25 protein-coding genes, 1 tRNA gene, 2 pseudogenes and 1 riboswitch are annotated in these 26,091 nt (G+C 73.7%); of the genes and pseudogenes, 19 read left to right on the top strand and 9 right to left on the bottom strand.

Features of this window, described 5'->3' with window-relative positions:
- Window positions 1-52: 52 nt before the first annotated feature.
- The 6 genes from shc (at window position 53) to ACFYNX_RS24790 (ending at window position 6,152) form a co-directional block, all read left to right on the top strand.
- Window positions 53-2,092, top strand: a complete 2,040-nt coding sequence (gene shc, locus ACFYNX_RS24815) for a squalene--hopene cyclase (RefSeq protein WP_388664216.1) — start codon at window positions 53-55, stop codon at window positions 2,090-2,092.
- Window positions 2,092-2,766, top strand: coding sequence for a 1-hydroxy-2-methyl-2-butenyl 4-diphosphate reductase (locus ACFYNX_RS24810; protein WP_365540303.1), 675 nt, complete (start codon window positions 2,092-2,094; stop codon window positions 2,764-2,766). The genes shc and ACFYNX_RS24810 overlap by 1 nt, the downstream gene beginning before the upstream one ends.
- Before the next feature lie 7 nt (window positions 2,767-2,773).
- Window positions 2,774-3,796 (top strand): adenosyl-hopene transferase HpnH, encoded by a 1,023-nt coding sequence (gene hpnH / locus ACFYNX_RS24805; RefSeq protein ID WP_125665970.1) that lies wholly within the window; start codon window positions 2,774-2,776, stop codon window positions 3,794-3,796.
- 7 nt (window positions 3,797-3,803) lie between these two features.
- On the top strand, window positions 3,804-5,192 hold the full coding sequence (locus ACFYNX_RS24800; protein ID WP_365540302.1) for an aspartate aminotransferase family protein: 1,389 nt from the start codon (window positions 3,804-3,806) through the stop codon (window positions 5,190-5,192).
- 140 nt (window positions 5,193-5,332) lie between these two features.
- Window positions 5,333-5,959, top strand: coding sequence for a helix-turn-helix domain-containing protein (locus ACFYNX_RS24795; RefSeq protein ID WP_388664213.1), 627 nt, complete (start codon window positions 5,333-5,335; stop codon window positions 5,957-5,959).
- Between the two features lie 43 nt (window positions 5,960-6,002).
- Window positions 6,003-6,152 (top strand): DUF6126 family protein, encoded by a 150-nt coding sequence (locus tag ACFYNX_RS24790; RefSeq protein ID WP_365540300.1) that lies wholly within the window; start codon window positions 6,003-6,005, stop codon window positions 6,150-6,152.
- 18 nt (window positions 6,153-6,170) lie between these two features.
- On the opposite strand, the gene ACFYNX_RS24785 is transcribed toward ACFYNX_RS24790, so the two are convergent.
- On the bottom strand, window positions 6,171-6,992 hold the full coding sequence (locus tag ACFYNX_RS24785; protein WP_388664210.1) for a tyrosine-protein phosphatase: 822 nt from the start codon (window positions 6,990-6,992) through the stop codon (window positions 6,171-6,173).
- Window positions 6,993-7,392: 400 nt separating this feature from the next.
- Window positions 7,393-7,552, top strand: a riboswitch (cyclic di-AMP (ydaO/yuaA leader).
- A 3-nt stretch (window positions 7,553-7,555) separates the two neighbouring features.
- On the opposite strand from ACFYNX_RS24785, the gene ACFYNX_RS24780 reads away from it, so the two are divergent.
- Both ACFYNX_RS24780 and ACFYNX_RS24775 read left to right on the top strand, forming a co-directional pair.
- The gene (locus ACFYNX_RS24780) at window positions 7,556-8,506 is read left to right on the top strand and encodes a peptidoglycan DD-metalloendopeptidase family protein (protein ID WP_388664208.1); all 951 of its coding nucleotides are present in this window, start codon (window positions 7,556-7,558) and stop codon (window positions 8,504-8,506) included.
- A 161-nt stretch (window positions 8,507-8,667) separates the two neighbouring features.
- Window positions 8,668-9,471, top strand: a complete 804-nt coding sequence (locus ACFYNX_RS24775; RefSeq protein ID WP_365540297.1) for an SGNH/GDSL hydrolase family protein — start codon at window positions 8,668-8,670, stop codon at window positions 9,469-9,471.
- Here ACFYNX_RS24775 and ACFYNX_RS24770 read toward each other — a convergent pair.
- From ACFYNX_RS24770 to ACFYNX_RS24750, 5 genes are read right to left on the bottom strand one after another with little or no spacing between them, the layout of a single operon-like run.
- On the bottom strand, window positions 9,449-10,321 hold the full coding sequence (locus tag ACFYNX_RS24770; RefSeq protein WP_388664206.1) for an STM4011 family radical SAM protein: 873 nt from the start codon (window positions 10,319-10,321) through the stop codon (window positions 9,449-9,451). The genes ACFYNX_RS24775 and ACFYNX_RS24770 overlap by 23 nt on opposite strands.
- 9 nt (window positions 10,322-10,330) lie before the next feature.
- Window positions 10,331-11,707 (bottom strand): STM4012 family radical SAM protein, encoded by a 1,377-nt coding sequence (locus ACFYNX_RS24765; protein WP_388664204.1) that lies wholly within the window; start codon window positions 11,705-11,707, stop codon window positions 10,331-10,333.
- On the bottom strand, window positions 11,704-12,543 hold the full coding sequence (locus ACFYNX_RS24760; protein WP_365540437.1) for an STM4013/SEN3800 family hydrolase: 840 nt from the start codon (window positions 12,541-12,543) through the stop codon (window positions 11,704-11,706). The genes ACFYNX_RS24765 and ACFYNX_RS24760 overlap by 4 nt, the downstream gene beginning before the upstream one ends.
- An 11-nt stretch (window positions 12,544-12,554) precedes the next feature.
- Entirely contained in the window at window positions 12,555-13,721 is a 1,167-nt protein-coding gene (locus ACFYNX_RS24755) for an STM4014 family protein (protein WP_388664202.1), read from the bottom strand.
- A complete protein-coding gene (locus ACFYNX_RS24750; protein WP_388664200.1) occupies window positions 13,718-14,677 on the bottom strand; it encodes an STM4015 family protein in 960 nt (319 codons plus the stop codon). Before ACFYNX_RS24750 ends, ACFYNX_RS24755 begins: the two co-directional genes overlap by 4 nt.
- Before the next feature lie 236 nt (window positions 14,678-14,913).
- On the opposite strand from ACFYNX_RS24750, the pseudogene ACFYNX_RS24745 reads away from it, so the two are divergent.
- The 3 genes and pseudogenes from ACFYNX_RS24745 to ACFYNX_RS24735 form a co-directional block, all read left to right on the top strand.
- Window positions 14,914-15,236, top strand: a pseudogene (locus ACFYNX_RS24745) (hypothetical protein); the annotation flags it as partial.
- Between the two features lie 64 nt (window positions 15,237-15,300).
- A pseudogene (locus tag ACFYNX_RS24740) lies at window positions 15,301-15,516 on the top strand (DUF6745 domain-containing protein); the annotation flags it as partial.
- Window positions 15,517-15,660: 144 nt separating this feature from the next.
- On the top strand, window positions 15,661-16,434 hold the full coding sequence (locus ACFYNX_RS24735; protein ID WP_388664198.1) for an SIMPL domain-containing protein: 774 nt from the start codon (window positions 15,661-15,663) through the stop codon (window positions 16,432-16,434).
- 70 nt (window positions 16,435-16,504) lie between these two features.
- Here ACFYNX_RS24735 and ACFYNX_RS24730 read toward each other — a convergent pair whose 3' ends face one another.
- Window positions 16,505-17,137 carry a TetR/AcrR family transcriptional regulator gene (locus ACFYNX_RS24730; RefSeq protein WP_388664196.1) on the bottom strand — a complete coding sequence of 211 codons (633 nt, stop codon included), beginning with the start codon at window positions 17,135-17,137 and terminating at the stop codon, window positions 16,505-16,507.
- A 216-nt stretch (window positions 17,138-17,353) separates the two neighbouring features.
- On the opposite strand from ACFYNX_RS24730, the gene ACFYNX_RS24725 reads away from it, so the two are divergent.
- Window positions 17,354-18,553 (top strand): MBL fold metallo-hydrolase, encoded by a 1,200-nt coding sequence (locus ACFYNX_RS24725; RefSeq protein ID WP_388664194.1) that lies wholly within the window; start codon window positions 17,354-17,356, stop codon window positions 18,551-18,553.
- A 61-nt stretch (window positions 18,554-18,614) separates the two neighbouring features.
- On the opposite strand, the gene ACFYNX_RS24720 is transcribed toward ACFYNX_RS24725, so the two are convergent.
- Window positions 18,615-19,226 carry a hypothetical protein gene (locus tag ACFYNX_RS24720; RefSeq protein WP_388664192.1) on the bottom strand — a complete coding sequence of 204 codons (612 nt, stop codon included), beginning with the start codon at window positions 19,224-19,226 and terminating at the stop codon, window positions 18,615-18,617.
- Window positions 19,227-19,263: 37 nt separating this feature from the next.
- On the opposite strand from ACFYNX_RS24720, the gene ACFYNX_RS24715 reads away from it, so the two are divergent.
- From ACFYNX_RS24715 to ACFYNX_RS24690, 6 genes are all read left to right on the top strand, one after another.
- A complete protein-coding gene (locus tag ACFYNX_RS24715) occupies window positions 19,264-19,761 on the top strand; it encodes a thioesterase II family protein (protein ID WP_388664190.1) in 498 nt (165 codons plus the stop codon).
- Window positions 19,762-20,288: 527 nt separating this feature from the next.
- A complete protein-coding gene (locus tag ACFYNX_RS24710; RefSeq protein WP_388664188.1) occupies window positions 20,289-22,238 on the top strand; it encodes an ATP-binding protein in 1,950 nt (649 codons plus the stop codon).
- 7 nt (window positions 22,239-22,245) lie between these two features.
- Window positions 22,246-22,680, top strand: a complete 435-nt coding sequence (locus tag ACFYNX_RS24705; RefSeq protein ID WP_030215496.1) for a roadblock/LC7 domain-containing protein — start codon at window positions 22,246-22,248, stop codon at window positions 22,678-22,680.
- A gap of 2 nt (window positions 22,681-22,682) precedes the next feature.
- A complete protein-coding gene (locus ACFYNX_RS24700) occupies window positions 22,683-23,054 on the top strand; it encodes a DUF742 domain-containing protein (protein ID WP_125660154.1) in 372 nt (123 codons plus the stop codon).
- On the top strand, window positions 23,032-23,670 hold the full coding sequence (locus ACFYNX_RS24695) for an ATP/GTP-binding protein (RefSeq protein WP_365540278.1): 639 nt from the start codon (window positions 23,032-23,034) through the stop codon (window positions 23,668-23,670). The genes ACFYNX_RS24700 and ACFYNX_RS24695 overlap by 23 nt, the downstream gene beginning before the upstream one ends.
- On the top strand, window positions 23,667-24,242 hold the full coding sequence (locus ACFYNX_RS24690) for a GAF domain-containing protein (protein WP_365540277.1): 576 nt from the start codon (window positions 23,667-23,669) through the stop codon (window positions 24,240-24,242). Before ACFYNX_RS24695 ends, ACFYNX_RS24690 begins: the two co-directional genes overlap by 4 nt.
- 80 nt (window positions 24,243-24,322) lie before the next feature.
- Here the strand turns inward: ACFYNX_RS24690 and ACFYNX_RS24685 are convergent, their stop codons facing one another.
- Window positions 24,323-25,531, bottom strand: coding sequence for an acyl-CoA dehydrogenase family protein (locus ACFYNX_RS24685; protein WP_388664185.1), 1,209 nt, complete (start codon window positions 25,529-25,531; stop codon window positions 24,323-24,325).
- Window positions 25,532-26,014: 483 nt separating this feature from the next.
- Here ACFYNX_RS24685 and ACFYNX_RS24680 point away from each other — a divergent pair.
- A tRNA-Pro gene (locus tag ACFYNX_RS24680) sits at window positions 26,015-26,091 on the top strand.

Genomic DNA, 26,091 nt, shown 5'->3' with positions numbered 1-26,091 from the left:
CGACGGCAGACCCGCAGGAGCAGAAGGAAACAGACTGCGCGAAGGGGAAGCCATGACAGCGACGACCGACGGAAACGCCGGGGCCGTGAGCCCCCGGACGGCCGTGGCCGGAGAGACGACCGACACCGCCCTCCCGGAAGGGACCGCCCCCGTCCCGGGGAGAACCTCCCCGGAGGGGACCGCTCCCGCCCCGGGAAGACTCGACGAGACCGCCGCGCGGGCCGCGGCACGGGCCGCCGAGCACCTGCTCGCCCGCCAGGATCCGGCGGGCTGGTGGAAGGGCGACCTGGAGACCAACGTCACCATGGACGCCGAGGACCTGCTCCTCCGCCAGTTCCTGGGCATCCTCGACCCCGACACCATCCGGGCCGCGGCCCTCCACATCCGCCGCGAACAGCGCGAGGACGGCGCCTGGGCCACCTTCTACGGCGGGCCCGGCGAACTCTCCGCCACCGTCGAGGCCTACGTGGCCCTGCGGCTCGCCGGGGACCCGCCCGAGGCCCCGCACATGGCCCGCGCCTCCGCGTGGGTCCGTGCCCGCGGCGGCATCGCGGCCGCCCGGGTCTTCACCCGGATCTGGCTCGCCCTCTTCGGCTGGTGGCGCTGGGAGGACCTGCCCGAGCTGCCCCCGGAGCTGCTCTTCCTGCCCAAGTGGTTCCCGCTCAACATCTACGACTTCGGCTGCTGGGCCCGCCAGACGATCGTGCCGCTCACCGTGGTCTCCGCGAAGCGCCCGGTCCGCCCCGCCCCCTTCCCGCTCGACGAGCTGCACACCGATCCGGCCCGCCCGAACCCGCCCCGCCCGCTCGCCCCGCCGACCGGCTGGGACGGCGTCTTCCAGCGGCTCGACCGGGCGCTGCACCTCTACCACCGGGTGGCGCCGCGCCCGCTGCGCAAGGTGGCCATGAACCTCGCCGCGCGGTGGATCGTCGAGCGCCAGGAGAACGACGGCTGCTGGGGCGGCATCCAGCCCCCCGCCGTCTACTCGGTCATCGCCCTCCACCTCCTCGGCTACGACCTCGGTCACCCCGTCATGCGGGCCGGCCTGGAGTCCCTCGACCGGTTCGCCGTCCGGCGCGAGGACGGCTCCCGGATGGTCGAGGCCTGTCAGTCGCCCGTCTGGGACACCTGCCTCGCCACCGTCGCCCTCGCCGACGCCGGGCTCCCGCCCGACCACCCGGCCCTGGTCAAGGCCGTCGACTGGATGCTCGACGAGGAGATCACCCGCACCGGGGACTGGGCGGTGCGCCGCCCCGGACTCCCGCCGGGCGGCTGGGCGTTCGAGTTCCACAACGACAACTACCCCGACACCGACGACACCGCCGAGGTCCTGCTCGCCCTGCGCCGGGTCCGGCACCCCGACCCGGCCCGGGTCGAGGCCGCCGCCGCCCGGGGCGCGCGCTGGACCCTCGGCATGCAGTCCCGCAACGGCGCCTGGGGCGCCTTCGACGCCGACAACACCAGCCCCTTCCCCAACAAGCTGCCCTTCTGCGACTTCGGCGAGGTCGTCGACCCGCCCTCCGCCGACGTCACCGCCCACGTGGTGGAGATGCTGGCCCACGAGGGCCTCGCCCGGGACCCCCGCACCCAGCGGGGCATCGAGTGGCTGCTCGCCGAACAGGAGCCGCACGGCGGCTGGTTCGGCCGCTGGGGCGTCAACCACGTGTACGGGACGGGCTCGGTGCTCCCCGCCCTCGCCGCCGCCGGGATCCCCGCCTCCCACCCGGCGGTCCGCCGGGCCGTCGCCTGGCTCGGCTCCGCGCAGAACGAGGACGGCGGCTGGGGCGAGGACCTCCGCTCGTACCAGGACGAGCAGTGGGTCGGGCGCGGCGCCTCCACCGCCTCCCAGACCGCGTGGGCGCTGATCGCCCTGCTCGCCGCGGGCGAACGGGAGTCCGAGCCGGTCCGGCGGGGGATCGCCTGGCTGGTCGAGACCCAGCTCCCGGACGGTTCGTGGGACGAGCCGTACTTCACCGGCACCGGCTTCCCCTGGGACTTCTCGATCAACTACCACCTCTACCGGCTCGTCTTCCCGCTCACGGCGCTCGGCCGGTACGTGTACGGGGAGCCGTCGCCCCGCAAGGAGGGCTGATGGGCCGCGCGCCGGCCCCCGGCGCCGCCGCCCCGCCGCTCCTGATCGCCTGCGCGCTCGGCATCGAGCAGCTCGCCCTGCGCAGCGGCGACCGGGGCGGCGCCCCCGGCCCGGTCACCGTGCTGCGGACGGGCATGGGGCCCGAACGGGCCCGGGAGGCGGTCTCCCGGGCGCTGGGGGAGCGGCGCCGCTGGGACGCGGCCGTGATCGCCTCCGGATTCTGCGCGGGGCTCGCCCCGGGCATGCACCCCGGCGACCTGATCGTCGCCGACGAGACCCGCGGACCCGACGGCACGACCGCGTGCACCGGTACGGACCTCCTGGTGAAGGCCCTGGTCAGGGCGGTGCCGGGCCGGGCCGTGCACCTCGGTCCGCTGAGCGGCTCCGACCACGTGGTGCGGGGACCCGAGCGGGCCGCGCTGCGGGGCACCGGCGCGATCGCCGTCGACATGGAGTCCGCCGCGACCCTGCGTACCGCACGGGCCGCCGGAGCCTTCGGGGAGGGGCCGGGCGCGCGTCCGGTTGCGGCCGTCCGGGTGGTCGTGGACGCTCCAGAACATGAGCTGGTCCGTATTGGCACGGTACGCGGGGGAATATCAGCCTTTCGCGTCCTTCGTGCCGTCCTTCCCGCTTTCTTCGAATGGCACCGTTCTTTGCTGCTCCCCAGGAGGTGAGCGAGTTATGGCCATGCCGCTCCGTCAGTCCATCCGGGTCGGGACCTACCTCTTCGAACAGAAGCTCCGCAAGCGCGACAAGTTCCCGCTGATCGTCGAGCTCGAACCGCTCTTCGCCTGCAACCTCAAGTGCGAGGGCTGCGGGAAGATCCAGCACCCGGCGGGTGTCCTCAAGCAGCGCATGCCGGTCGCCCAGGCGGTCGGCGCGGTCCTGGAGTCCGGCGCCCCCATGGTGTCCATCGCGGGCGGCGAGCCCCTGATGCACCCTCAGATCCACGAGATCGTCCGCCAGTTGGTGGCGAAGCGGAAGTACGTCTTCCTCTGCACCAACGCGATGCTGCTCCGCAAGAAGCTGGAGAACTTCACCCCCTCGCCGTACTTCGCCTTCGCCGTGCACATCGACGGGCTGCGCGAGCGGCACGACGAGTCCGTGGCCAAGGAGGGCGTGTTCGACGAGGCGGTGGCGGCGATCAAGGAGGCCAAGCGGCGCGGCTTCCGGGTCACCACCAACTCGACCTTCTTCAACACCGACACCCCGCAGACGATCATCGAGGTGCTCAACTTCCTCAACGACGACCTCCAGGTCGACGAGATGATGATCTCGCCCGCCTACGCCTACGAGAAGGCCCCCGACCAGGAGCACTTCCTGGGCGTCGAGCAGACCCGGGAGCTCTTCAGGAAGGCGTTCGCCGGGGGGAACCGGCGCCGCTGGCGCCTGAACCACTCGCCGCTCTTCCTGGACTTCCTGGAGGGCAAGGCGGACTTCCCCTGCACCGCCTGGGCGATCCCCAACTACTCCCTCTTCGGCTGGCAGCGCCCCTGCTACCTGATGAGCGACGGCTACGTCCCCACGTACCGCGAGCTCGTGGAGGAGACCGACTGGGAGAAGTACGGCCGGGGCAAGGACCCGCGCTGCGCCAACTGCATGGCGCACTGCGGCTACGAGCCCACCGCCGTCCTCGCCACCATGGGCTCCCTCAAGGAGTCCCTGCGCGCGGTCCGGGAGACCGCCTCCGGGAACAGCAGGTGAGCGGCGCGTGACCGGCGGCGGGTTCGACCTGCGGGCCCTGCTCGCCGAGCGCGGCGGCGAGCGGTACGAGCTGCACTCCCGGTACCTCAACCCCCAGCTCCCGCGCATGCTCCGCACCATCGGCTTCGACAAGGTGTACGAGCGGGCCGAGGGCGCCCACTTCTGGGACGCCGACGGGAACGACCACCTGGACATGCTCGCCGGGTTCGGCGTGATGGGCCTCGGACGGCACCACCCCGTCGTCCGCAAGGCCCTCCACGACGTCCTGGACGCCGGGCTCGCCGACCTCACCCGCTTCGACTGCCCGCCGCTGCCCGGCCTCCTCGCCGAGCGGCTGCTCGCCCACAGCCCCCACCTCGACCGGGTCTTCTTCGGCAACAGCGGCACCGAGGCCGTGGAGACCGCCCTCAAGTTCGCCCGGTACGCCACCGGGCGGCCCAGGATCGTCTACTGCGACCACGCCTTCCACGGGCTCACCACCGGCTCCCTCTCCGTCAACGGGGAGCGGGGCTTCCGGGACGGCTTCGCCCCGCTCCTGCCGGACACCGCGATCGCCCTCGGCGACCTCGACGCCCTGGAACGGGAGCTGCGCAAGGGAGACGTGGCCGGCTTCGTCGTGGAGCCGATCCAGGGCAAGGGCGTCCACGAGGCGCCGCCCGGCTTTCTGCGCGGGGCCCAGGAGCTGCTGCACCGGCACGGCGCCCTGCTGATCGCGGACGAGGTGCAGACCGGTCTGGGCAGGACCGGCGACTTCTACGCGTACCAGCACGAGGAGGGCGTCGAGCCGGACCTGGTCTGCGTCGCCAAGGCGCTCTCCGGCGGCTACGTGCCGGTCGGCGCCACCCTCGGCAAGGACTGGATCTTCAAGAAGGTCTACTCGTCCATGGACCGGGTCCTGGTCCACTCGGCGAGCTTCGGGTCGAACGCGCAGGCCATGGCCGCCGGGCTCGCCGTCCTCTCGGTGATGGAGGAGGAGGGCACGGTCGCCCGCGCGCGCCGGATCGGCGACCTGCTCTCCGGCCGCCTGAAGGAGCTGGTGCCCCGCTACGAACTGCTCCACGAGATCCGCGGGCGCGGTCTGATGATCGGCATCGAGTTCGGCCGGCCGTCCTCGCTCGGACTGCGCGGCCGCTGGACGATGCTCCAGGCGGCCCGCAAGGGCCTCTTCGCCCAGATGGTCGTCGTCCCGCTGCTCCAGCGGCACAGGATCCTCACCCAGGTCTCCGGGGACCACCTGGAGGTGATCAAGCTGATCCCGCCGCTCGTCGTCGACGAGGCGGACGTGGACCGGTTCGTCACCGCCTTCACGACGGTCATGGACGAGGCCCACGGCGGGAGCGGGCTGATGTGGGACTTCGGGAAGACGCTGGTCAGGCAGGCGGTCGCCCAGCGCTGACCCGAACCGGATCCTTCCGGGTCCCCGTACGGTCCTTCCGGGTTCTCACACGGTCCGTCCGGGTCTCCGCGAGGCCCTCCGGGTTTTGCCTCTGGGGCAAGAAACTTGCCTCAGAGGCACGATCCTGGCGGAATGGAGTCATGGACCACGTCCCCGGGGACACCTCCCCGGCCTCCGCCACCGACGTCCTGCCGGACGTCGCCCCGCAACTGCGGGCCCTGCGCCGCCGCCGGGGACTCACCCTGGAGGCCGCCGCCCGGCGGGCCGGCCTCTCGCCGGCCCACCTCTCGCGTCTGGAGACGGGGAACCGGCAGCCCTCGCTGCCGATGCTGCTCGCCCTGTCCCGCATCTACGGTACGACGGTCTCCGAGCTCCTGGGGGAGACCCCGCCCGAACACGACCCCGTCGTCCGGGGCGACCGCTCCGAGCCCGTCGAGGCCGACGGCTGGATCTACCGCCAGGCGGGCGGCGCCGGACGCGCCCTCCAGTGCCTGCGGGTCCACGTGCCGCACGCCACCCGGGCCGACATCGTGCGCGTCCACCCCGGCGAGGAGTGGATCCACGTCCTGGAGGGGCGGGTGCGGCTCGCGCTCGGGGAGACGGTCCACGTCCTCGACCCCGGGGACGGCGCGCACTTCGACTCGCTCACCCCGCACCGGATCGGCGCCGCCACCCCCGGCGGGGCCGAGCTGCTCTTCGTCCACACCCTGCTCCAGAGCCCCGCCGCCGAGTTGTGCTTCGGCGACGGGACCCCGCACCGGCGCTGACCGCCACAAAGCCGCTGTAACCATTTTTCAGGAAAGGACCGACATGTCCGAGAAGCCTGCGGCCGTCACCGGCGAGGAGCGCGGGGAAGGCAAGTTCCCCAAGGGCCTGGTGCTCCGCCTCTTCGCCTACCTGATCGCCGGTCACCTCTTCGCCGGCTTCCTCTACCTGCTCTTCGCGATGGGCGCGAAGTAGGACCCCGGCCGGCAGGCCCTACGCCTCGGTGAGCAGGCGCTCCCGCAGCCGCTCGCGGGTCTCCGGGGACAGCCCCAGGCCCTCGGAGAAGTAGGCGTCCACCGAGCCCCAGGTCGTCTCGATCGTCCCGAAGGCCGCCCGCAGGTACTCCGCCCGCGCGTCGAAGAGCGGGCTCAGCAGCTCCATCACCTCGGGCCCCATGGCGTCCGGGGCGGTGGAGCTGCGGCGCACCTTGTAGCGGCGGTGCGGCTCGTTCGACTTCACGTAGTCGGCCTCGATCGCCGCCCGCTCGACCCCGACGGCGAGCAGGGTGATCGCGACGGCGAGCCCGGCGCGGTCCTTGCCCGCCGCGCAGTGCATCAGGGCCGGGACGCTCTCCTCGGCCATGGAGTGCAGGATCCGGCTGTGCTCGGCGGTGCGCTCGACCACCATCCGGCAGTACGAATCGGACATCCGGGCCGCGGCCTGCCCGTCGCCGAGGACCTCCCGCAACTGCGCGGTCTCGCCGTCCCGCACCAGCCGCCAGAACTCCTTGCCGTCGGCCGGGTCGTTGAGGGGTATGTTCACGTTCCGCACCCCGGGCAGCTCGACGTCCGGGCCCTCGATCCGCCGGTCGGCCTCGTTGCGGAAGTCGAAGACCGTGTGCAGCCCGAGACCGGCGAGGAAGGCGGCGTCGCTCTCGGTCGCGTGGGCGAGGTGGCCGCTGCGGAAGAGGCGGCCGGGACGGACCGCCCGCCCGTCCGTCGTCGGCAGACCGCCCACGTCCCGGAAGTTGCGGACCTCCGTCAGCTCGGGCTCGTCGGCTTCGACGGGCGGGACCTGCGGCAACTGCTGCGTCACGGATGCTCCTGGAAGGTTGGCGCGCGGATGTCCGACGCGACGTCGGTTCCTGATCGGTTCCTGGGGCAATCATCCAGACGGGAGCGGTGCGGCGCACCCCCTCGGACGGGAATGGGTGATCTGTCCGAATTGGCCTATTGGGTATAACGCGCCCTGTTTACAGGCGAGATGGGATTCGGCGCGTGAGCAGCGTCATAGAAGTGACGGATCGTGGCCGGGGGTCCGGCGCGATTTCCGTGCGGGAAAAGGGAGTCGGAGGAACGTCCTCCACGGAGGGTGACCGGAATTCCGGGGGAACGATCTAGGGCGGAATCCCGGGACAAAACAGCGGCTTGTTCGCGCCGACCCCGCTCGTCTAGCGTCACGCTCAATCCGGACGGACCGCCGAATCCTGCCACCGCCCGGAATTCCACCCATCCCATGCGTGGCAGGAGCGGGGGACCCAGGAAGTACGCCGGTCCCGCGACGCAGGACGGCTCGGGGTGAAGCCGCGCGAGAGCGCGGCCGGACATCTCCAGTCCGAACCCGACAGCTCACCTCGCAGGCGCCGGAGAGGATTCGCCATGCCCGCGAAGGGTAAGCACCGCCGTCCCAAGAGCAACCCCCTCACCCGCGGATTCGCCGCCGCCGGTACGGGAGGCGCCGTCGTCGCCCTCCCGCTCCTCGGCGCCACGGGGGCCCACGCCGCCGAGCAGGCCGCCCCGGCCGCCGCCTCCGTCCAGTCCGTCGTCACCGCGCACGCCGTCGCGGCGAAGGCCGCCCCCGCGAAGGCCGCCGCGGAGACCGGCCCCCGGACGTACTCCGTCGTCGCCGGCGACTACCTGTCGAAGATCGCCGCCGACCACCACCTCCAGGGCGGCTGGCAGAAGGTCTACGAGGACAACCGCCGGACCATCGGCGCCGACCCCTCCCTCATCCTGCCCGGCATGAAGCTCACCATCGGCGCCAAGGGCTCCGCCCCCACCGGTCCCCAGAGCACCACCGGCGCCCAGGCCTCCGGCAAGAACGGCGACGAGGCCCCGCGCGCCTCCCGCGACAGCGGCCGCCCCGCCGCCCCGGAGGCCGAGGAGAGCTCCACCGGCTCCTCGGCCTCCACCGCCTCCTCCACCGGCTGGGTCTCCCCGGTCGCCCTCGCCGGCTTCTCCACCCCGTACCACGCCTCCGGCTCCATGTGGTCCTCCGGCTACCACACCGGCGTCGACTTCATCGCCTCCTCCGGCACCACCGTCCGCGCCGTCGGTGCCGGCACGGTCGTCTCCGCCGGCTGGAGCGGCTCGTACGGCAACGAGGTCGTCATCAAGCACGAGGACGGCAACTACTCGCAGTACGCCCACCTCTCCTCCCTCTCGGTCTCGGCCGGGCAGAGCGTCAGCGGCGGGCAGCAGATCGGCCTCTCCGGTTCCACCGGCAACTCCACCGGCCCGCACCTGCACTTCGAGATCCGCACCACCCCGAGCTACGGCTCGGACATCGACCCGCTGGCCTACCTGCGCCAGCACGGCGTCTCCCTCTGACGCCCCGAAGGACACACCCTTTTCCGAAGGCCCGGCGCATGCGCTCCGGGCCTTCGGCCTATTCCGACTTGGGCGAATCTTTATCGGTGGCATATATCACCCACCGTCAACCCCTCCTTACGGTCGCGTAGGTCACACGCGAAAGGGAAGGATGTGCCCCCGTGGCAGACGATTCGAGATCAAGAGACAAGAACGCATTCGGGTCGTACGCGGCGATCGGTGACAGCTTCACCGAGGGCGTCGGAGACCCCGGCCCCGACGGGACGTACGTCGGCTGGGCGGACCGCTTCGCGGTCCTGCTCGCCGACCAACTGCCGGAGCACGAGGCCTTCCGCTACGCCAACCTGGCCGTACGCGGGCGCCTCCTCGACCAGATCGTGGCGGAACAGGTCCCCCGGGCGAGGGAACTCGCCCCCGACCTGGTGACCTTCTGCGCGGGCGGCAACGACATCATCCGCCCCGGCACCGACCCGGACGACGTGGCCGAGCGCTTCGAGCGCGCCGTCGCCGACCTGACCTCCGCCGTCGGGACCGTCATGGTGACCACCGGCTTCGACACCCGTGACGTGCCCGTGCTCCGGCACCTGCGCGGCAAGATCGCCACCTACACCGCGCACGTCCGCGCCATCGCGGACCGCTACGACTGCCCGGTCCTCGACCTGTGGTCGCTCAGGTCCGTCCAGGACCGGCGGGCCTGGGACGGCGACCGGCTGCACCTCTCGCCCGAGGGACACACCCGGGTCGCCCTGCGCGCCGCCCAGGTCCTCGGCCTGCCGGTGCCCGCCGATCCCGACCAGGCGTGGCCGCCGGTCCCGCCGCGCGGCTCGCTCGAGGTGCGCCGCGACAACATCCAGTGGGCGCGGGAGTACCTCGTGCCCTGGATCGGGCGCCGGCTGCGCGGCGAGAGCTCCGGGGACCACGTCGAGGCCAAGCGCCCCGACCTCATGCCCCTCCAGCGGGCCTAGCGGGCGGTACGGCGGCGGGGATCCGCTCCAGGACCCCGCCCGCGAACACGTCGTACAGCGGCAGCGTCTCCAGGTGGACGTAGCCGATGTGGCAGTCGCAGACGGCGAGGGGGCAGGCGCGGGGGCGCAGGGCGGAACGGTACGAACCGTCGTACAGGTTCCCCAGTTCGGCCTTGACGAAGTGGCAGCGCCGCACCGTCCCCCCGCCGTCCACCGACACCACCGACTCCCCGGTCCGGCAGGGCAGCCCCGCCGAGCGGTGCGGATGCCGGCTGTACGGGAAGAGGGGGTCCAGCTCCGTCCACCCGTCGGCCTCCGCGTCGGTGTACGCATGCCCCTCGGCCGCGTTCACCCACAGGTACACGTGCGGCGGCAGCGCCTCCCGCAGTCGCCGCGCGTCCTCCCGGTGCTCCGGGAGCCCCACCACGCCCACGCTGAACCGGACGCCCCGGTCCGCGAGATCGCGGCACTTGCCGAGGAAGCGCTCGTACGGCGTCTGCCCGGGGTGGTACGTGCACCACAGTGCCACGCCCTCCCGGTCCGCCTCCGCCAGCCAGTCGGTCCGGCAGCTCAGATTGGTCTGGATCGCCACCCGCTCGACGTGCGGCAGCCGCGACAGTTCGACGAGCGCCCTCCGGTACCAGGAGCGCACCAGGCCCTCGCCCCACGGCGTGAACAGGATCCGCAGCCGGTCGCCGGTCTGCGCGGCGGCCCACCCGGTGAACCGTTCGAGCGCCGCCCGGTCCGCGCGCAACCGCTCCCGGCTGTCCCGGCGCTTGGCGAAGGGGCAGTACGGGCAGTCGTAGTCGCAGGAGGAGAGCGGCCCCCGGTAGAGCAGCGTCAGGTCCACGGCCGCCCCCTACTTCGGCTCGTACGCGGCCATCGCGGCCCGCACCCCGGGGGAGAACAGCTCGGGACCGAGCCCGTCCGAGTGCGCGAGCCCCTCGGGGGAGAGCCGCAGCAGCCCCGCCGGGGCCTCCCCGTCCAGCCAGCCGAGCGCCTCGAACCGGCCCAGCTCCCCGGGGAAGTCCGCGAAGGGCGAGGACCCGAACCGCTCCTCGTACCCGGCCACCGGCATCCCCTCCGCCTGGAGCAGCGACTGGAGCAGATGGCGGCGCCGGGCCTCCCCGGCGTCGACCCACCGGCCCACCCGGGCGCGCGAGAAGTCGCCGGTCTCCGCGTAGGCGTCGATGATCGAGCGGATCTCCCGCATGTCGACGGCGTAGTCGAAGGAGTAGTGCAGGGCCGAGGTGTACGAACGGGCCCCGCAGCCCAGGCCGATCATCCCGTCCGTCTGGCAGGCGTGGTCGTCCGGGCCGAGCGGCACCGCGTCCCGCCGCCGGAACATCCGCATCGACACCTGCTCGTAGCCGTGGGCCAGGAGGTGGTCCCGGCCGTGCCGGTAGAGCCGCAGCCGCCGCTCGTCCCACTCCCGGTCGTCCTCCGGCGGCGTCCGGCCCAGACCGGTCAGCGGCCGGACGTACAGCGGGTAGAGGTACAGCTCCTCCGGGCGCCAGGCCAGGGCCGCGTCGAGCGAGCGGCGCCAGGACTCCTCGGTCTGCCCGCCGATCCCGTAGATCAGGTCGATGTTGAGCACGGGGACGCCGGTGTCCCGGATCCGGCCGAGCGCCGCCTCCACGTCCGCGCGGCGCTGCGGCCGGACCGCCGCCCGCGCCTCGGCCTCCACGAAGCTCTGCACCCCGATGCTGAGCCGGGTCGCGCCCCGCTCGACGAGCAGCCCGAGCCGGTCGGCGGTCGCCGTCGCGGGCGAGGTCTCCACCGACAGCGGCACCGCCCGCAGGTCCGCCCCCATGCGCTGCTCGGCGATGTCGCAGAGCCGCTCCAGCTCGGCGGCGGTCAGGAAGGTGGGCGTGCCGCCGCCGAACGCGGCCGTCGCGAACCGCACCGGCTCCCCGTCCCCGAGCGCCTCGCGCACGGCGGTCGCCTGCCGGTCGAGGGCGTCCAGGTAACGGGTGGTCAGCTCGCCGGGGGCGCCGATCCGGGTGAAGAGGTTGCAGAAGCCGCAGCGGACCTCGCAGAACGGCACGTGCGCGTAGAGCGAGAGCGCGTCCTTCGGCTCCCCGGCCCAGAGCGCGGCGAGCTCCGGCGGATCGGACAGCTCCCGGTACGCCGTCTTGTGCGGGTAGGCGTAGACGTAGCTGCGGTACGGGCGGGGGGCGGGGGTTCCGGCGGTTGTCACGCGGTGGCCTCCCGGAGCGTGGTCGGTGGTCTTCACGCGGCGGCCTCCTCGTCGGGTCCGGCGGGTCCGGCGGGGCCCGGCAGGACGAACTGCGCGTACGGCACCGTCCACACGACCTCGTGGCCGAGCCGGTGACCGGTGAAGCCGTCCTCCCCGTACGCCGTGCCGTGGTCGGAGCAGACGATCGCGAAACAGGGGCGCCGGGAGCCCATCGCGGCGAAGAGGCGCCCGATGTGCCGGTCGACGTACTCCAGGGCCGCCGCGTGCGTCTCCCGGGAGTCGCCCGCCGCGCGGGTCGCCCCCGGCAGGTGGAACCAGTTGGGCTGGTGCAGCGCCGACACGTTGACGAAGAGGAAGAGCCGCTCCTCGTGGGGGAGTCCGGCCACGACCTCCTCGGCGCGCTCGACCTGGGACTCGAACGAGGTCGGGGACGCGACGCCGAAGGAGGGCTCCCAGTGGCTCTCCCGGAACAGCCCGGGGAGCACGGAGCCGAGCGGCGGCCGCCTGTTGAAGAAGCCCACCCCGCCGACGCAGACCGTCCGGTAGCCCTCGGCCGCGAGGCCGGAGACGAAGTCGGGGGTGTCGTGCACCCAGGTGCCGTCGGCGGTCGACTCGCTCCCCGCGAACCGGGCCGCGAACAGCCGGGGATGGGGTCCCTGCGCGGCGGGGGTCGGCAGGAAGCCGGCGAAGATCGCCTGGTGGGAGGCGTAGGTGAAGCTCCCCGGCGCGTGCCGCCGCTCCCAGACGCCGCCGGGCAGGTGCCGGGCCAGGTGCGGGATGCGGCCCGCGGCCGCCAGCTCGGCGGCCACGTCGTACCGGAGCGTGTCGAGGGTGACCAGGAGCAGGTCGTGGCTGCCGACGATCGCGTTCATGTCGGGCTGGTTCACGCGGTGCTCGTTCCTGTGGTGCGGGCGGTGCTTGTGGTGCTGGTGGGGCTTGCGTCGCAAGGCGTACGGGGGAACAGCGCGGCCACCTGGGCCGCGTAGGTGTCGAGGCCCTCGGCCCCGCCGCCGGGCAGGCCCGTGAGCCGGGGCAGCAGGTCGCCGAAGGCGTTGACCTCGCCCACGGCGAAGCGCCGCCATCCCGAGGCGGGCAGCAGGTCGACGCCCACGCACCGGGTCCCGGGGAACGCGGCGGCGGCCCGCTCGCACACTCCGAGCGCGTCCGCCCAGCGTCCGCCGGCGGCGGCGATCGCGGCCCGGGCCGCGTCCAGGTCGCCCCGGGCCCCGCCCAGGTGCAGATTGGTCAGGGGGGAGCGGCTGGTGCGGAGCACCGCGTGGGTGGCCCGCCCGTCGACCACCACCACCCGCAGGTCGGCGGCCCGCCCGTCCTGGGTCGCCTTCGGCAGCCACCGCTCGACGTGCAGGCCGTCGGGGGCCAGGGCGTCCACGATCGCGGCGACCTCCCGCTCGCTCGTGTAGCGCCGTACCCGCAGGGAGTTGAAGAGCCGTCCGTCCGGCCCGCGCTCCACCGAGGTGGTGGCCTGGACCCGGCCCGCGCCGTTCGTCTCCACCGCGAGGACCCCCGAGGCGGAGGAGCCGTGCGCGAGCTTCACGAACACCCGGCGCATCCCCGCCCCGGCCGTCACCGCCCGCACGTCCGCCCAGCCGCGCACGGCCGGCGCGGCGGCGCCGGAGGTCGGCGACCGGGGCACCGGCACGCCGGCCGCCCGCAGCCGGCCGTGGGTCAGCCGCTTGTCGAACAGGACCGGGAGCTCGGCGGGGTCGTCGACGAGGACCGCGCCCGCCGCCCCGACGCTCCGGGCGAGGTCCGCCACGGCGGCGGTGAACCGCGCGTACCAGCGGCCGGTGCCCTCGACCCGGGCCGGATCGTCGACCCCGCGCAGCAGCCGGTCGGCCTCCGGCTCCTCGCCCGGCGAGTCCAGGCGCACGGTCTCGCCCGCCGCGAACCGGGCCCGGCCCCGCAGCACGTCCGGCCAGGACACGACCCGCGCCCCGGGCAGCCCGGCGGACCGCAGCGCGTCCTGGAAGAACGCGACGCGGCGGCCCGCCGGAACGCCGACGACCACGGGGCGCGGGCCGGAGGTCATTCGGCGACCGCGACGTACCGGTGGACCTCGCCGTCGCCGTACTCCTCCGGCACCTGCGCGTCGTCGAGGACCACGGTCACGCCGTGCGGGACGAGCGCGGCCCGCACCCGCTCCCGCATCGGCTCCGAGAGGTAGTGGTGCGACAGGTCGAGGTGCGACAGGTGGGTCAGGGGCTGCCCGTCGAGCAGGGCCGCCGCGCCCTCGTCGGTGAGCACGCCCATGGACAGGTCGAGCCGCTCGATCCGGGCGACGACGGGCGCGCCCGCCACGGCGGCGGCGACCGCGTCCTCGATCACGCTGTTGCGCAGGCCCAGGTGGCGCAGGGCGGGGAAGGACGTGCCGGCGAGCAGCGGGGCCAGGTCCTCGGGGGTGCTGTCGCCACCGTACTCGTCGGTGCCGAGCCAGAGTTCCAGGTTCTCCAGGGCGGGCAGGTCGCTGCCGACGATCCCGCGCACCACCTCGGCGCCGAGACCGCCGGTCTCCACCACCAGGGTCTCCAGGGCGGTGTGCCGGACCGGCGGGAAGACCAGCTCCGTGCCGCCGCGCACCCCCAGCTCGCGCAGCGCCGGGTAGGCGGCGAGCAGCGGCGTCACGTCGGACTGGACGATCCAGGAGATCTCGCAGTCCTCGAAGGTCATGTCGCCGAGGAAGACCGCCTCCAGGCCGGTGAGCCGGTCGTTGGCGCCCATCAGAGCGGTGACGACGCCGGCGGACGAGGTCTCGTACGGCTCGTCCCAGCCGCCGACGACGAGCGCGCGCACCCGCGGGGCGTCGACCGCCCTCAGGAACCGCTCGAAGCGCGGGCCCCAGTGCTCGTCCCCGGGGTCGGAGTACGTCGGCGCGGAGATCCGCCAGGCGACCCCGGCCGCGTCGGGCAGTTCGACCGGCGCGGCCGCGTCCGGGAACTCGAAGACGGGAAGGCCGTGGAACTCCCGCAGGTGGTGGCCGATGGTCATGACGGTGCTCCAGAGGACGGACGGCGTGGGTCGCTGAACCCCTGAGTTCTACCAAGCGGCACCGACAGTGCGCCGCGCCGGGTGCCGTACGGGCTCGCGCCGGGTGCCGAGCGGCCCGGATCGGGTGTCGCACGCGCCCGGACCGGATGCCCACGGGCCCCGGGGCGATGGTCAGTGCCGGCCTCCGGCGTCGTTCTCATGTTCGGGCGACCGTGCCGGACGGGGAGGGGACAGCCATGTACCGGCAGGGAGACGTGCTGATCGCGTCCGTCGACGAGACGGCCGTTCCGGAGCGCGCCAGGACGGCGGCGGGGGAGCCGAGGGACGCCCGGGGCCGCCTCGTCCTCGCCCTCGGCGAGGTCACCGGACACGCCCGCGCGATCCCCGGCCCCGGCCGGCTCGTGCGGGAGCCGGGCCCCACGGCCCCTTCCTGCTCGAACTGCCCGAGGGCGGCCGGGTGGTGCACGAGGAGCACGCCCCGATACCGCTGCCGAAGGGCTGGTACCGGATGGTCCGCCGGCGGGAGTACGTGCCCGGCGCCCACCGGATCGTCGCGGACCGACGCACCCGCACATCGACCGACCGACCCGGGGAACCCGGGGGACACCGGGACATGAACCGCACCACCGCACAGGGCGAGTGGCGTGCCGTGGCGGATCGGGCCGGCCGACGACGAGGACGTGGCGATGGTCGAGGTCGTCGACTCCACGCCCGAACCGGACGGCGCCCACCGCACGTACCGGCTGCGGGTGCCGCCCGCCACCCGGACCGCGCGGGAGGGCGTCGCCTGGACCTTCGGCCTCCGCCCGGAGGCGTACGAGCCGCTCGTCCGGACCTGAGCCGGGTGCCCCGGTGGCGGTGCCCGGCTGGTACGGACAGGGGTAAGGGGGACGCCGGTCAGGAGTGGCGCACGGAGCGCGGCGGCACCGGGTGCTGGGATGTGCCCGCCGGAGCCCCGGCACCCACACCCGAAGGGACCGCCTGTGACGACCCGCCGGCCACGCGCCGCCCGCACCACCCGCCTCCTCGCCGCCACCGCCGTGCTCGGCGGCCTCCTCGTCGGCGCCACCGCCCCCGCCCTGGCCGCCGCGCCCGGCGGGGCGGCCCGCCCCACCGCCGTCCGGGAGGCCGAGCCCGCCACGGTCACCGTCGCCGGGCACGGACGCGCGTCCGCCGCGCCCGACCTGGCGATCCTGTCCATCGGCGTCGAGGCCAGCCGGGCGACGGCGAAGGAGGCGATGGCGGCGCAGAAGACCGCGGCCGAGGCCCTGCTCGTGGTGCTCCACCAGCAGGGGATCGCCGAGCGGGACATCCGTACCGACAGCCTCTCGCTGGCCCCGGTCTACACCCAGAGCGCCGAGGGGGAGAGCCGGGTGTCCGGCTACCAGGCCGGTCAGGCCTTCTCCGTGAAGGTCCGGGACATCGACAGGACCGGGCAGGTCGTCGGCGCGGTCAACGAGTCCACCCGGGACGCGGGCCGGATCAACGGCGTCGTGTTCGACGTGGCCGACCCGTCGGCGCTGCGGGCCAAGGCGCGGGAGGCCGCCTTCCGGGACGCGTACGACAAGGCGGAGCAGCACGCCCGGCTCAGCGGCCACCGGCTCGGCCGTCTCGTCTCGCTGAGCGAGGGCGAGTCCGTGCGCCCCGGTCCCGGCGGGGCCGCTCCCGCCCTCGCCGCCGAGGAGCCGGGCGTGCCGCTGGCCCCCGGCGAGATCGAGGAGCAGGTCACCGTCTCGGCGGTCTTCGAACTGCTCTGACGGGCCGGGGCCCCGCCGGACCGTTCCGGCTCCTGAGGGTCGCCCGCCCCGCCCGGGTCCGGGACCCGCTTCAGGATCCGGGCCCGCTCCCTTCGCCGGCCCGCTCCCCGTCCGGGAGGCCCAGTTCCCGGGCGAGGGCGGCGTCGGCCCAGCGGAGCATCGCGGTGCGGGAGAGGGAGCCGGCGTAGGCGGTGGTCTGGACGGCGAGGCCGTCGAGGAAGGCGGTGAGCCGCCAGGCCGCCTCGGCCGGGTCCGGGCAGGGGAACTCCCCGGCGGCGGCGCCCTCCGCGATCACCCGGGTCAGCGCCGCCTTCCACTCCTGGTCGAGGGAGGCGGCGACCCGGCGCAGCTCCGGGTCGCGCAGCGACGCGGCCCAGCCCTCGATCCACAGCCGCCAGCCCTTGGCCTGCCCGGTCGGGGCGTACCAGCGGACCGCCGCCCGCAGCCGCCGCACCGCCGTGGTGCGCCGGCCGAGCAGCCGCCGCAGATGGGCGAGGTCCGCCTCGGCGGCGTGCGCGAAGGCGGCCGCGACCAACTGTTCCTTGGAAGCGAAGTGGTAGAGCACGAGCGCGTTGCTCACGCCGAGCGCCGAGGCCACGTCGGCGATCCGCACGGCCGCGACCCCGCGCGCCTCGATCTGCTCCACCGCGGCCCGCAGCAGCTCCTCCCGCCGCTCGGCCACGCTCAACCGCACTCTCGTCACGCCCGGCAGCCTACACAGCACATGACAAGAGCATGATCAATAACGGCTCCGGTGCGTACGCGTCCCCGCACCTTCCGCGACCGCCGCCGCCGACCGTACCTCCGCCGTTCCCCGCCGGGGCCGGAGGTCCGGCGCCGCCCGGCCCCACCGCCCCGCCCCGTTCCTCCGCTCGCGGGCCGCCCATAATGGAATGACCCCCAGAGATCAGGAGGTCCTGTGACCGGTACAGGCCCAGACCGTTCACCGCGGATCCGGCCGCGCGTGCCGCGCCCCGAGTCCTTCGGCGCGGAACCCGCCGGCGAGCGCCTCGCCCGCATCCGCCGTTCCCCGAACTTCCGGAACGGGATCTTCCAGAACCCCGAGGAGGCGCGCCGGAGCCCGTCCGGCTCCGCCGTCGAGTTCGCCAGGGTCTACTTCGAGAAGGAGGGGCGCGCGAGCAGGGCCCCCGCCGGCTCGATCCCCGTCCACCCCACCACCGTGGCCGACCTGGCCCGTCCCCCGGCCTCCGGCCTGCGCCTCACCTGGACGGGGCACTCCAGCGTCCTCGCGGAGATCGACGGCCACCGGGTCCTCTTCGACCCGGTCTGGGGCGACCGCTGCTCCCCGTTCCCGTTCGCGGGCCCCAAGCGGCTCCATCCGGTGCCCGCCCCGCTCGCCGCGCTCGGCCCGGTCGACGTGGTGGTGATCTCGCACGACCACTACGACCACCTGGACCTGCCGACGATCAAGGAGCTCGCCACCACCGACACCCTCTTCGCGGTGCCGCTCGGCGTCGGCGCGCACCTGGAGCGCTGGGGCGTACCGGCCTCCCGGCTGCGGGAGCTGGACTGGAACGAGTCCACGGAGATCGGCGACCTGCGCCTCACGGCCACCCCGGCCCGCCACTTCTGCGGCCGCGGCCTGCGCAACAAGCAGCACACCCTCTGGGCCTCCTGGGTCGCCGAGGGGCCCGGTCACCGGATCTTCCACAGCGGCGACACCGGCTACTTCCCCGGCTTCCGGGACATCGGCGCGGAGCACGGCCCCTTCGACGCCACCATGATCCAGCTCGGCGCCTACGCGGAGTTCTGGCCCGACATCCACATGACCCCCGCCGAGGGCCTGCGCGCCCACCTCGACCTCCAGGGCGGGCGCCCGCACGGCGTGCTGCTGCCGATCCACTGGGGCACCTTCAACCTCGCCCCGCACCCGTGGGCCGAGCCGGGGGAGTGGACGGGGGACGCGGCGGAGGAGGCCGGTCAGGCGGTGGCGTTCCCCCACCCCGGCGAGCCGTTCGAGCCGGCGGGGAAGCTGCCCTCGGACCCGTGGTGGCGCGGGATCTCCCGGCCCCTCGCCCGCCCGTGGCGCCGCCCCCGGCCCGTCGGGGCCGGGCCCGAGCCGCGCGGCGACGACCTCGACCTCGCCGGCGAGCGGTGAGGCGGTGAGGCGGTGAGCGCGGACCGGCGGACCGGGCCGCGTCCGGGGCGCGGGCCGGCGCTCACTGCGGCTGTGCCTCCGCCGCCGCCCGCCACACCTCGGCGGTGAGGTCGAGCATGCCGTGGGTCTGGGCCTTGGCGGCCAGGGCGCGCAGCCGCGCGTGGGCCGTGGGGTCGGACCGCTTGACGCGGATCTGCTCCTGGAGCATCTCCCGGCGGATCCGGTCCCGGAAGCTGAGCTGGCCCTCGTCGGCGGCGGCCTGCTCGCACAGGCGCTCCGCCTCTTCGTACGCGCCGCGGGCGTAGGCGAACTGGGCGAGGAGGAAGGCGCGCTCCTGCTGGTGCTGCGCCGTGCCGACGAGCTCCACGGCGGGGCGGGCCTCGTCCAGGTACTGCCGCGCCTTCTCCAGGTCCGGCGGCATGGCCTGGAGGGCGAGCGCGGCAGCGGCGTGGCGCAGGCGCAGCCACAGGAGCAGGTCGTCGCGGCTGGACAGCGCGGCCATCGCCCGCTCCAGGAAGGCGGTGGACAGGTCGTGGTTCCCCTGGCGGGTCGAGACCGTCGCCGCGGTCCACAAGGCCTCGGCCGCCAGTGCGCCGGTCCGCGCGCCGAGTTGGGCGCAGGCGTCCTCGCTGAGGCGGAACGCCTCGGCCAGGTCGCCGAGTTCGGCGGTCACGGAGGCGAGCAGCAGCCGGCAGCGGACCTCGGCCCCGATGACCGCGTCCTCGTACCGGACGGCGTACGAGGCGGCCCGCCTCCCGAACCCGGCGCGGCTGTACGTGTCCGGATGCCCGGCCCCCTCCCGCGGGGTCGGGGGCGAGGGGGAGACCACCGGTGACGAGGACATCCTCGCCGACCTGCGCACGCTGGACGGCACCAGCGGCGAACTGCTGTCCGATCCGGAGGCCCTGGAGCTGATCATGCCCGCGTTGCGGGCGGACTACCGGGCCGTACGCACCTACCGGTGGCGGCCCGGCCCCGAACCGGCCTGCCCGCTGACGGTGCTCACGGGCGACCGCGATCCCCGCACCCCGGCGGACGCGGTCCTGGACTGGAAGCGGCACGGCACCGGGGAGTGCCGTTTCCACGCGTACGAGGGCGGCCACTTCTACCTGACCGAGCACGTCCGGCGCGTGGCGGAACTGATGGGGGCCGACCTCGCCCCGCACCCGCGGGCCGCGCCGGGGAAGGACCGCCCTCACCCAAGGTGAGGGACCGGTCGCGGCCGGCGCCGCCGCGCGTACGGATCCGGCCGCCGGAGCGGGCGCCGGCCGGGCGGCGGGAGGCGTGCGCCGCGGCGCGGATCCGGCCCCGCGGGAGGGCGCGGGCGCCCGCGGGGGAGGGGCGGACCGGACGGGTCCGCCTTTCCGCCGGGAATTCCGGTCGGGGACGATTCCCATGGAGGGCGGGGGTGCGAAGGCGCCTCCGCCCCCTTCCGTTCCCGCCCCCGGACGATCACCCCGCACCGCGGCAACGACTTTCGGCCGACGGTTCTCGGCCTGTTGTGCGAGGGGCGATACCGGACCGGGTCGCACTACGGGTAAGTTTGCCAACTGCGCACCGCACATGAACGGTTGACGACTACAGTGTGTGGTTGATGATCATCGGTAGGCTCCCCCCTGCCCCTGTAGACGAACCCGTAGACGATCCCCGTAGTCCATCCGGGAGACCACCCGGCTCGCCCCCCTGACACGCTCCCCGCAGTACGCCGACTCCTGGGCACGTACCAAGGACACTCATGTCTCAACTTCGCGCACCCGCTCCGCGTTCCGACCGACGCGAGGGCGGGCGGCACGGCCGGCCGGGCGCCCGCTCCGCCACCGGCAACGGCAGCACCCCCACGGCGCAGTCCCCCGCGCCGCTCCCCGCGGAAGCCCGCATACGGCCCCAACTCCTGCGCACCTCGGTCCTCCCCGCCGTCGCGGTGGCCCTCGGCGGCGCGGCGGCCGTCCTCTTCACCATCCGCTCCACCGGAGCCACCCCCACCCCCGGCCTCTGGGCCGCGCTCACCGGCGCCGCCGCCCTCACCGTCGCCTCCGTCGCGGCCGCCGCGCTCGGCGCCGACCGCGCCGCCAAGGCGGTCCTCGACCGCTGCAACGCCCTGCGCCGCACCAGCGCCCGCGGTCAGAGCGAACTGCGCGCGATCGTCGAACAACTGCGCAGGGGAGAGGGGATCCCGCCCCGTCCCGCCCCGCCGGCCGCCTCCACCACAGGTGACGAATTCGACCTCCTCACGCAGGAGATGACGCGCTCCCACGAAGCCGCCGTGGCGGCCGTCGTGCAGGCGTCCCGGCTCTCCAGCAGCGTCGGGAACGAACAGAAGGTCGAGGTCTTCGTCAACCTCGCCCGGCGCCTCCAGTCCCTGGTCCACCGCGAGATCCAGCTCCTCGACGAGCTGGAGAACGAGGTCGAGGACCCGGAGCTGCTCAAGGGCCTGTTCCACGTCGACCACCTGGCCACCCGCATCCGCCGCCACGCCGAGAACCTCGCCGTGCTCGGCGGCGCCATCTCCCGCCGCCAGTGGTCGAACCCGGTCACCATGACCGAGGTGCTCCGCTCCTCCATCGCCGAGGTCGAGCAGTACCCGCGCGTGAAGCTCGTCCCCCCGATCGACGGTACGCTCCGGGGCCATGCCGTGGCCGACGTCATCCACCTCCTCGCCGAACTCGTCGAGAACGCGACGCTGTTCTCCGCGCCGCACACCACCGTGCTGCTGCGCGCCCAGTACGTCACGGCGGGCCTCGCGATCGAGGTCGAGGACCGCGGACTCGGCATGCCCGCCGCCGAGCAGAACAAGATGAACGCCCTCCTTGCCGACCCCGACCAGGTCAACGTCTCGCACCTGCTCCAGGACGGCCGCATCGGCCTCTTCGTCGTCTCGGCGCTCGCCCGGCGCCACGGCATCGCCGTACGCCTCCAGTCCAACATCTACGGCGGCGTCCAGGCCGTGCTCGTCCTCCCGCAGGGCCTCCTCGGCGCCGACCCGGAGGGCCTCGCCCAGCACGAGCGCCAGGCCGCCGCGACCGCCGGGTCCTCGGCGATCCCGCCCGGCCAGGTGCAGCTCCAGCCTCCGGCGCAACCCGCGGCCACGGCCCCGTCCCCCGTACAGGCCCCGTCCCACGCCCCTTCCCCCGACCCGCACCCGGCCCCCGTACCGGCGCAGGCCCCGCTCCACCAGGCGCCTCCCGCCCCGTCCCACCCGCAGGCTCCCGTGCCCGCGCAGGGGAACGGAGCGCCCGCCTCCCACGCAGTGCCCGCCTCCCACGCACCGGCGTCCGCGCCCTCCCCGGAACGGGCCGCCGCCCGCCACGAGGAGACCCCCGCCACCGGCTCGTACGCGTACCCCCGTACGACCGAGCGGCCCGGCGGGTACGGGGACACCGGTCCCGTACCCGTGGTCCCCGACCGTCCGGCCGACACCGGACACCAGGGCCCGCCGGCCTCCCTGGTCTCGCCCCTGCCCCCGGCACCCCCCACCGGGGACAACGGACGGCCCCTGCTCCCCAAGCGGCGCGCCCAGGAGCACCTCGTCCCGCAACTGCGCGACGAGCCGGCGGCCCGCAGGACCGAGGAGCACGCCCTGCACGACCCGGGTCTGATGGCCGCGTTCCAGCGCGGCATCGGCCTCGCGGAATCCCAGCCCGCCCCCCATGAGTCGCCGCGTCCCGGCGACCCGTACAAGGAGTAGATGCACCATGGCGAGCAATGCGCCGACCGGCCATTCCTCGGACCTCGACTGGCTGCTGAGCGGACTGGTCCAGCGGGTCCCGTACACCCGCAACGCCGTTCTGCTCTCCTCCGACGGCCTCGTCAAATCCGTCCACGGACTCGACCCCGACGCCGCCGACCACATGGCGGCGCTCGCCTCCGGCCTGTACTCGCTCGGCCGGAGCGCGGGTGCCCGCTTCGGCGACGGCGGCGAGGTCCGCCAGGTGGTCGTGGAGCTGGACTCCACCCTCCTGTTCGTCTCCACCGCCGGCTCCGGCACCTGCCTGGCCGTCCTCGCCGGGCGCGAGGCGGACGCCGCCGTCCTCGGCTACGAGATGGCGATGCTCGTCAAGAGCGTCCGGCCGTATCTGGTCACTCCCGCCCGGCAGGCCGCCGGCGCCCTCGGCGGCTTCGGACAGTAACCGTGACGTCCCCCCAGGAAGGACCCTGGCTCGACGACGCGGCCGGCCGGCTGATCCGTCCGTACACCGTCAGCGGCGGCCGGACCAAGCCCACCACCGCCCTCGACCTGCTGTCGATGGTGATGGCGACCGGTTCGTCCCCCCAGGCGCACATGGGCCCCGAGCACAGCCTGGCCCTCGGGCTCTGCGGCGGCCCCACCTCGGTGGCCGAGGTCGCGGCGCACCTGAGGCTGCCGGCCGTCGTCACCAAGGTCCTGCTCTCCGACCTCGTGGACTGCGGGGCGCTCACCGCCCGGGCGCCCCGCTTCCACGCCAACCCCACCGACCGTTCCTTGCTGGAGGCAGTGCTCGATGGCCTACGACAACGGCTCTGAGCGCCACGAGAGCTCCGCGGCCGACTCCTTCCCCGCCGACTCCTTCCCCACCGCGGTCAAGATCCTGGTGGCGGGCGGCTTCGGCGTGGGCAAGACGACCCTCGTGGGCGCCGTCAGCGAGATCGAACCGCTGAGCACCGAGGAGCTGCTGACCTCGGTCAGCGCGGCCACCGACAGTCTGGAGGGCGTGGAGTCCAAGACCACGACCACCGTCGCCATGGACTTCGGCCGCATCACGCTCGACAACAACCACGTGCTGTACCTCTTCGGCACCCCCGGCCAGGAGCGCTTCTGGTTCATGTGGGACGAGCTCTCCGAGGGGGCGCTCGGGGCGGTCGTCCTCGCCGACACCCGCAGGCTCCAGGAGTGCTTCGCCGCCGTCGACTTCTTCGAGCGGCGGGGGATCCGCTTCGTCGTCGCGATCAACGAGTTCGACGGCGCCCACCGCTACGAGCCGGACGAGGTGCGGGCCGCGCTCGACCTCGACCCGCAGGTGCCGGTCGTCCTCTGCGACGCCCGGATCTCCAGCTCGGGCATCCGCACCCTGCTCACCCTCGTCCAGTACCTGCTCACCACCATCCCGGACACCGTGCCGAGCTACGGAGCCACGCCATGACCTACGACCCGACCGGTCACCTCCTGCTGACCCCGAACGACAAGGAAGCACCGGCCCGGGTGCGGCGGCTGCGCGAGCTCGGTCTGGGGGAGCGGCCGGAGCCGGCGTTCGACGACTTCGCGCACCGGCTCGCCGAGATGACCGGCGCCCCGTTCTCGATGGTCAACTTCATCGACGAGAACCGGCAGTTCTTCGCGGGCCTCCACACCCCCGAGGGCACGCACTCCGGCAGCGACCTGGGCGCCGCGGCCGCGGCGGGCGGGGGCGGCGTCGGCCGCTTCATGGCCCGTGACCACGGCTACTGCCCGCACGTGGTGGTGCGGCGCAAGGCGCTCGTCCTGGAGGACGTCTGCGACTACCCGCGCTTCGCGGGCAATCCGGTCGTGGACGAGATCGGCATCCGCTCCTACATGGGGGCGCCGCTGATCGACCGCACCGGGGTCGCGCTCGGCACCATCTGCGTGGTCGACACCGACGTGCGCCCGTGGGGCCGCGCCGGTCTGGAGACCATCAAGGCGATGGCCGCGGAGCTGGTGGAGCAGATCCACCGCCGCGAGGACGGCGTGCTCTGACCGCCGGCGTCCGACGACGGCCCGGGGCCCGGTACGGCGGTGGCCGTACCGGGCCCCGGGCCGTCGGGACCGGTCGCGGATCAGACGGGCAGCGGCTCCGGCACGGGGGTGCGGACCACCTCGGAGAGCCGCTCCGACCAGCTTCCCTTGTCCTGGCCGAGGGCGACCTCGGCCAGGCGCAGGAGCTGGATGTCGGAGGTGCCGGCCGGGGCGAAGATGTGGTGCGCGTCCCGGAGGTACCGCTCGATGGCCCGGTCCGTGAAGAGGCCGGCGGCGGCGTGGACCTCCATGGCGTTGCGGCCGGAGTCGATCGCCGACTCGACGTTGACGAGCTTGGCGTTCATCAGCTCGGCGTCGCAGGAGAGGCCCTGGTCGAGCAGGTGCACGGCGTGGTACGCGGCCAGCCGGGCGGTCATGAGCCGGGACTGCATCTGGCCCAGCTTCAGCTTGACCGTGGGGAGGTCGTGGAGCGGCTTTCCGTAGCGGATGCGTTCGGAGGCGAAGCGGGTGGTCTCCTCCAGGATCGCCCGGTGGATGCCGAGGGAGACGGCGGTGAGGTTGGCCCGCCCGTAGAGCACGCTGGAGGAGTACGCGACGGAGAGGCCGTCGCCCTCGTCGCCGAGCCGGTTGGCGGCCGGCACCCGGCAGTTCTCGAAGATCAGCTCGCCGAAGCTGAAGCCGTGGAGTCCCATGGCCGTCTGCTGCGGACCGGTCCTGAAACCCGGTCGATCGGATTCGACCAGAAACGCACTGAGCCCCTTCGAGCCGGGACCGGTCCTGACCACGACGCCGTGCAGATCGCCCACGTGGCTGTTGCCGACGTAGACCTTGCTGCCGTTGAGGACGTAGTCGTCGCCGTCCCGGACCGCACTGGCGCTCATGCCGAGGACGTGGCCGCCGGCGTCGGGCTCGGTGACCGCGATGGTCGGCAGGCACTCGCCGGCGGCGATCGCCGGGAGCCAGGTCTTGCGCTGCTCGTCGCTGCCGAAGTGCACGATCTTGGCGGTGCCCAGTTGGGAGGCCTGGACCATGGCGCCCATGGCGCCGCTGACCCGGGAGAGCTCCTCGATGATGATGGTCTTGGCCAGGTGGCCGGCGCCCATGCCGCCGTACTCGGGACTGATCGTCGCGCCCAGCCAGCCCTGCTCGGCGATCATCCGGGACAGCTCGTGGTGGACCGTCCGGGAGGCCTCCATCTCGGCTATGCGCGGCCGGACCTCGCGCTCCGCGAAGTCCCTCACCGTCTCCCTGAGCTCATGATGCAGCCGACTGCCGAAGTAGCTGTCCATGACGAGTTCCTCCCGCGAAACGCCTGATCGTCGGGTTGTCCGACCAGGTGGTGCATCGGCAGTGGTCCCGTCCCGAACAGGCCGACCTCCTCATGGTGTTGATCTTTCCGTGACGGATCAATAACGGAGCGAAGTTTGTCTGAAACAGGAGCGGTTGACGATCGGGTTCGGCTATGTTTCGGGTGTTCTTGGCCTGCTCGGCCCTATCCGCCCCTCCCGCCCGTGGGCATGTTTCTGCCACATGCCAGGGGCAAGAAAGGTCCGGACATAGGGTCGCGAGGCCCTCGTCTTCGCCGTATGAGCGGCTTCTTCCGCAGAAGAGCGGCATGTCGCCCCCCGATGCCGCCTCTCCGCCCCCTCTCCGTCGGTGCGCGCCCGCGTACGCCCGGGGGCACCGGGAAAGGGGTTCGTGACCACCCGGGAAAGTGCGGTATTGTTCTCATGCGCGTTCGGCCAGGGGAAAACCCCAGGTCAGACGGGCAACGGGACGTGGCGCAGCTTGGTAGCGCACTTGACTGGGGGTCAAGGGGTCGCAGGTTCAAATCCTGTCGTCCCGACCA

The sequence above is a fragment of the Streptomyces sp. NPDC007872 genome, assembly GCF_042868165.1.
GTDB lineage: Bacteria > Actinomycetota > Actinomycetes > Streptomycetales > Streptomycetaceae > Streptomyces.
Note: the sequence above shows the minus strand (reverse complement) of the source record. Positions and strands in the feature narration are given on the sequence as shown.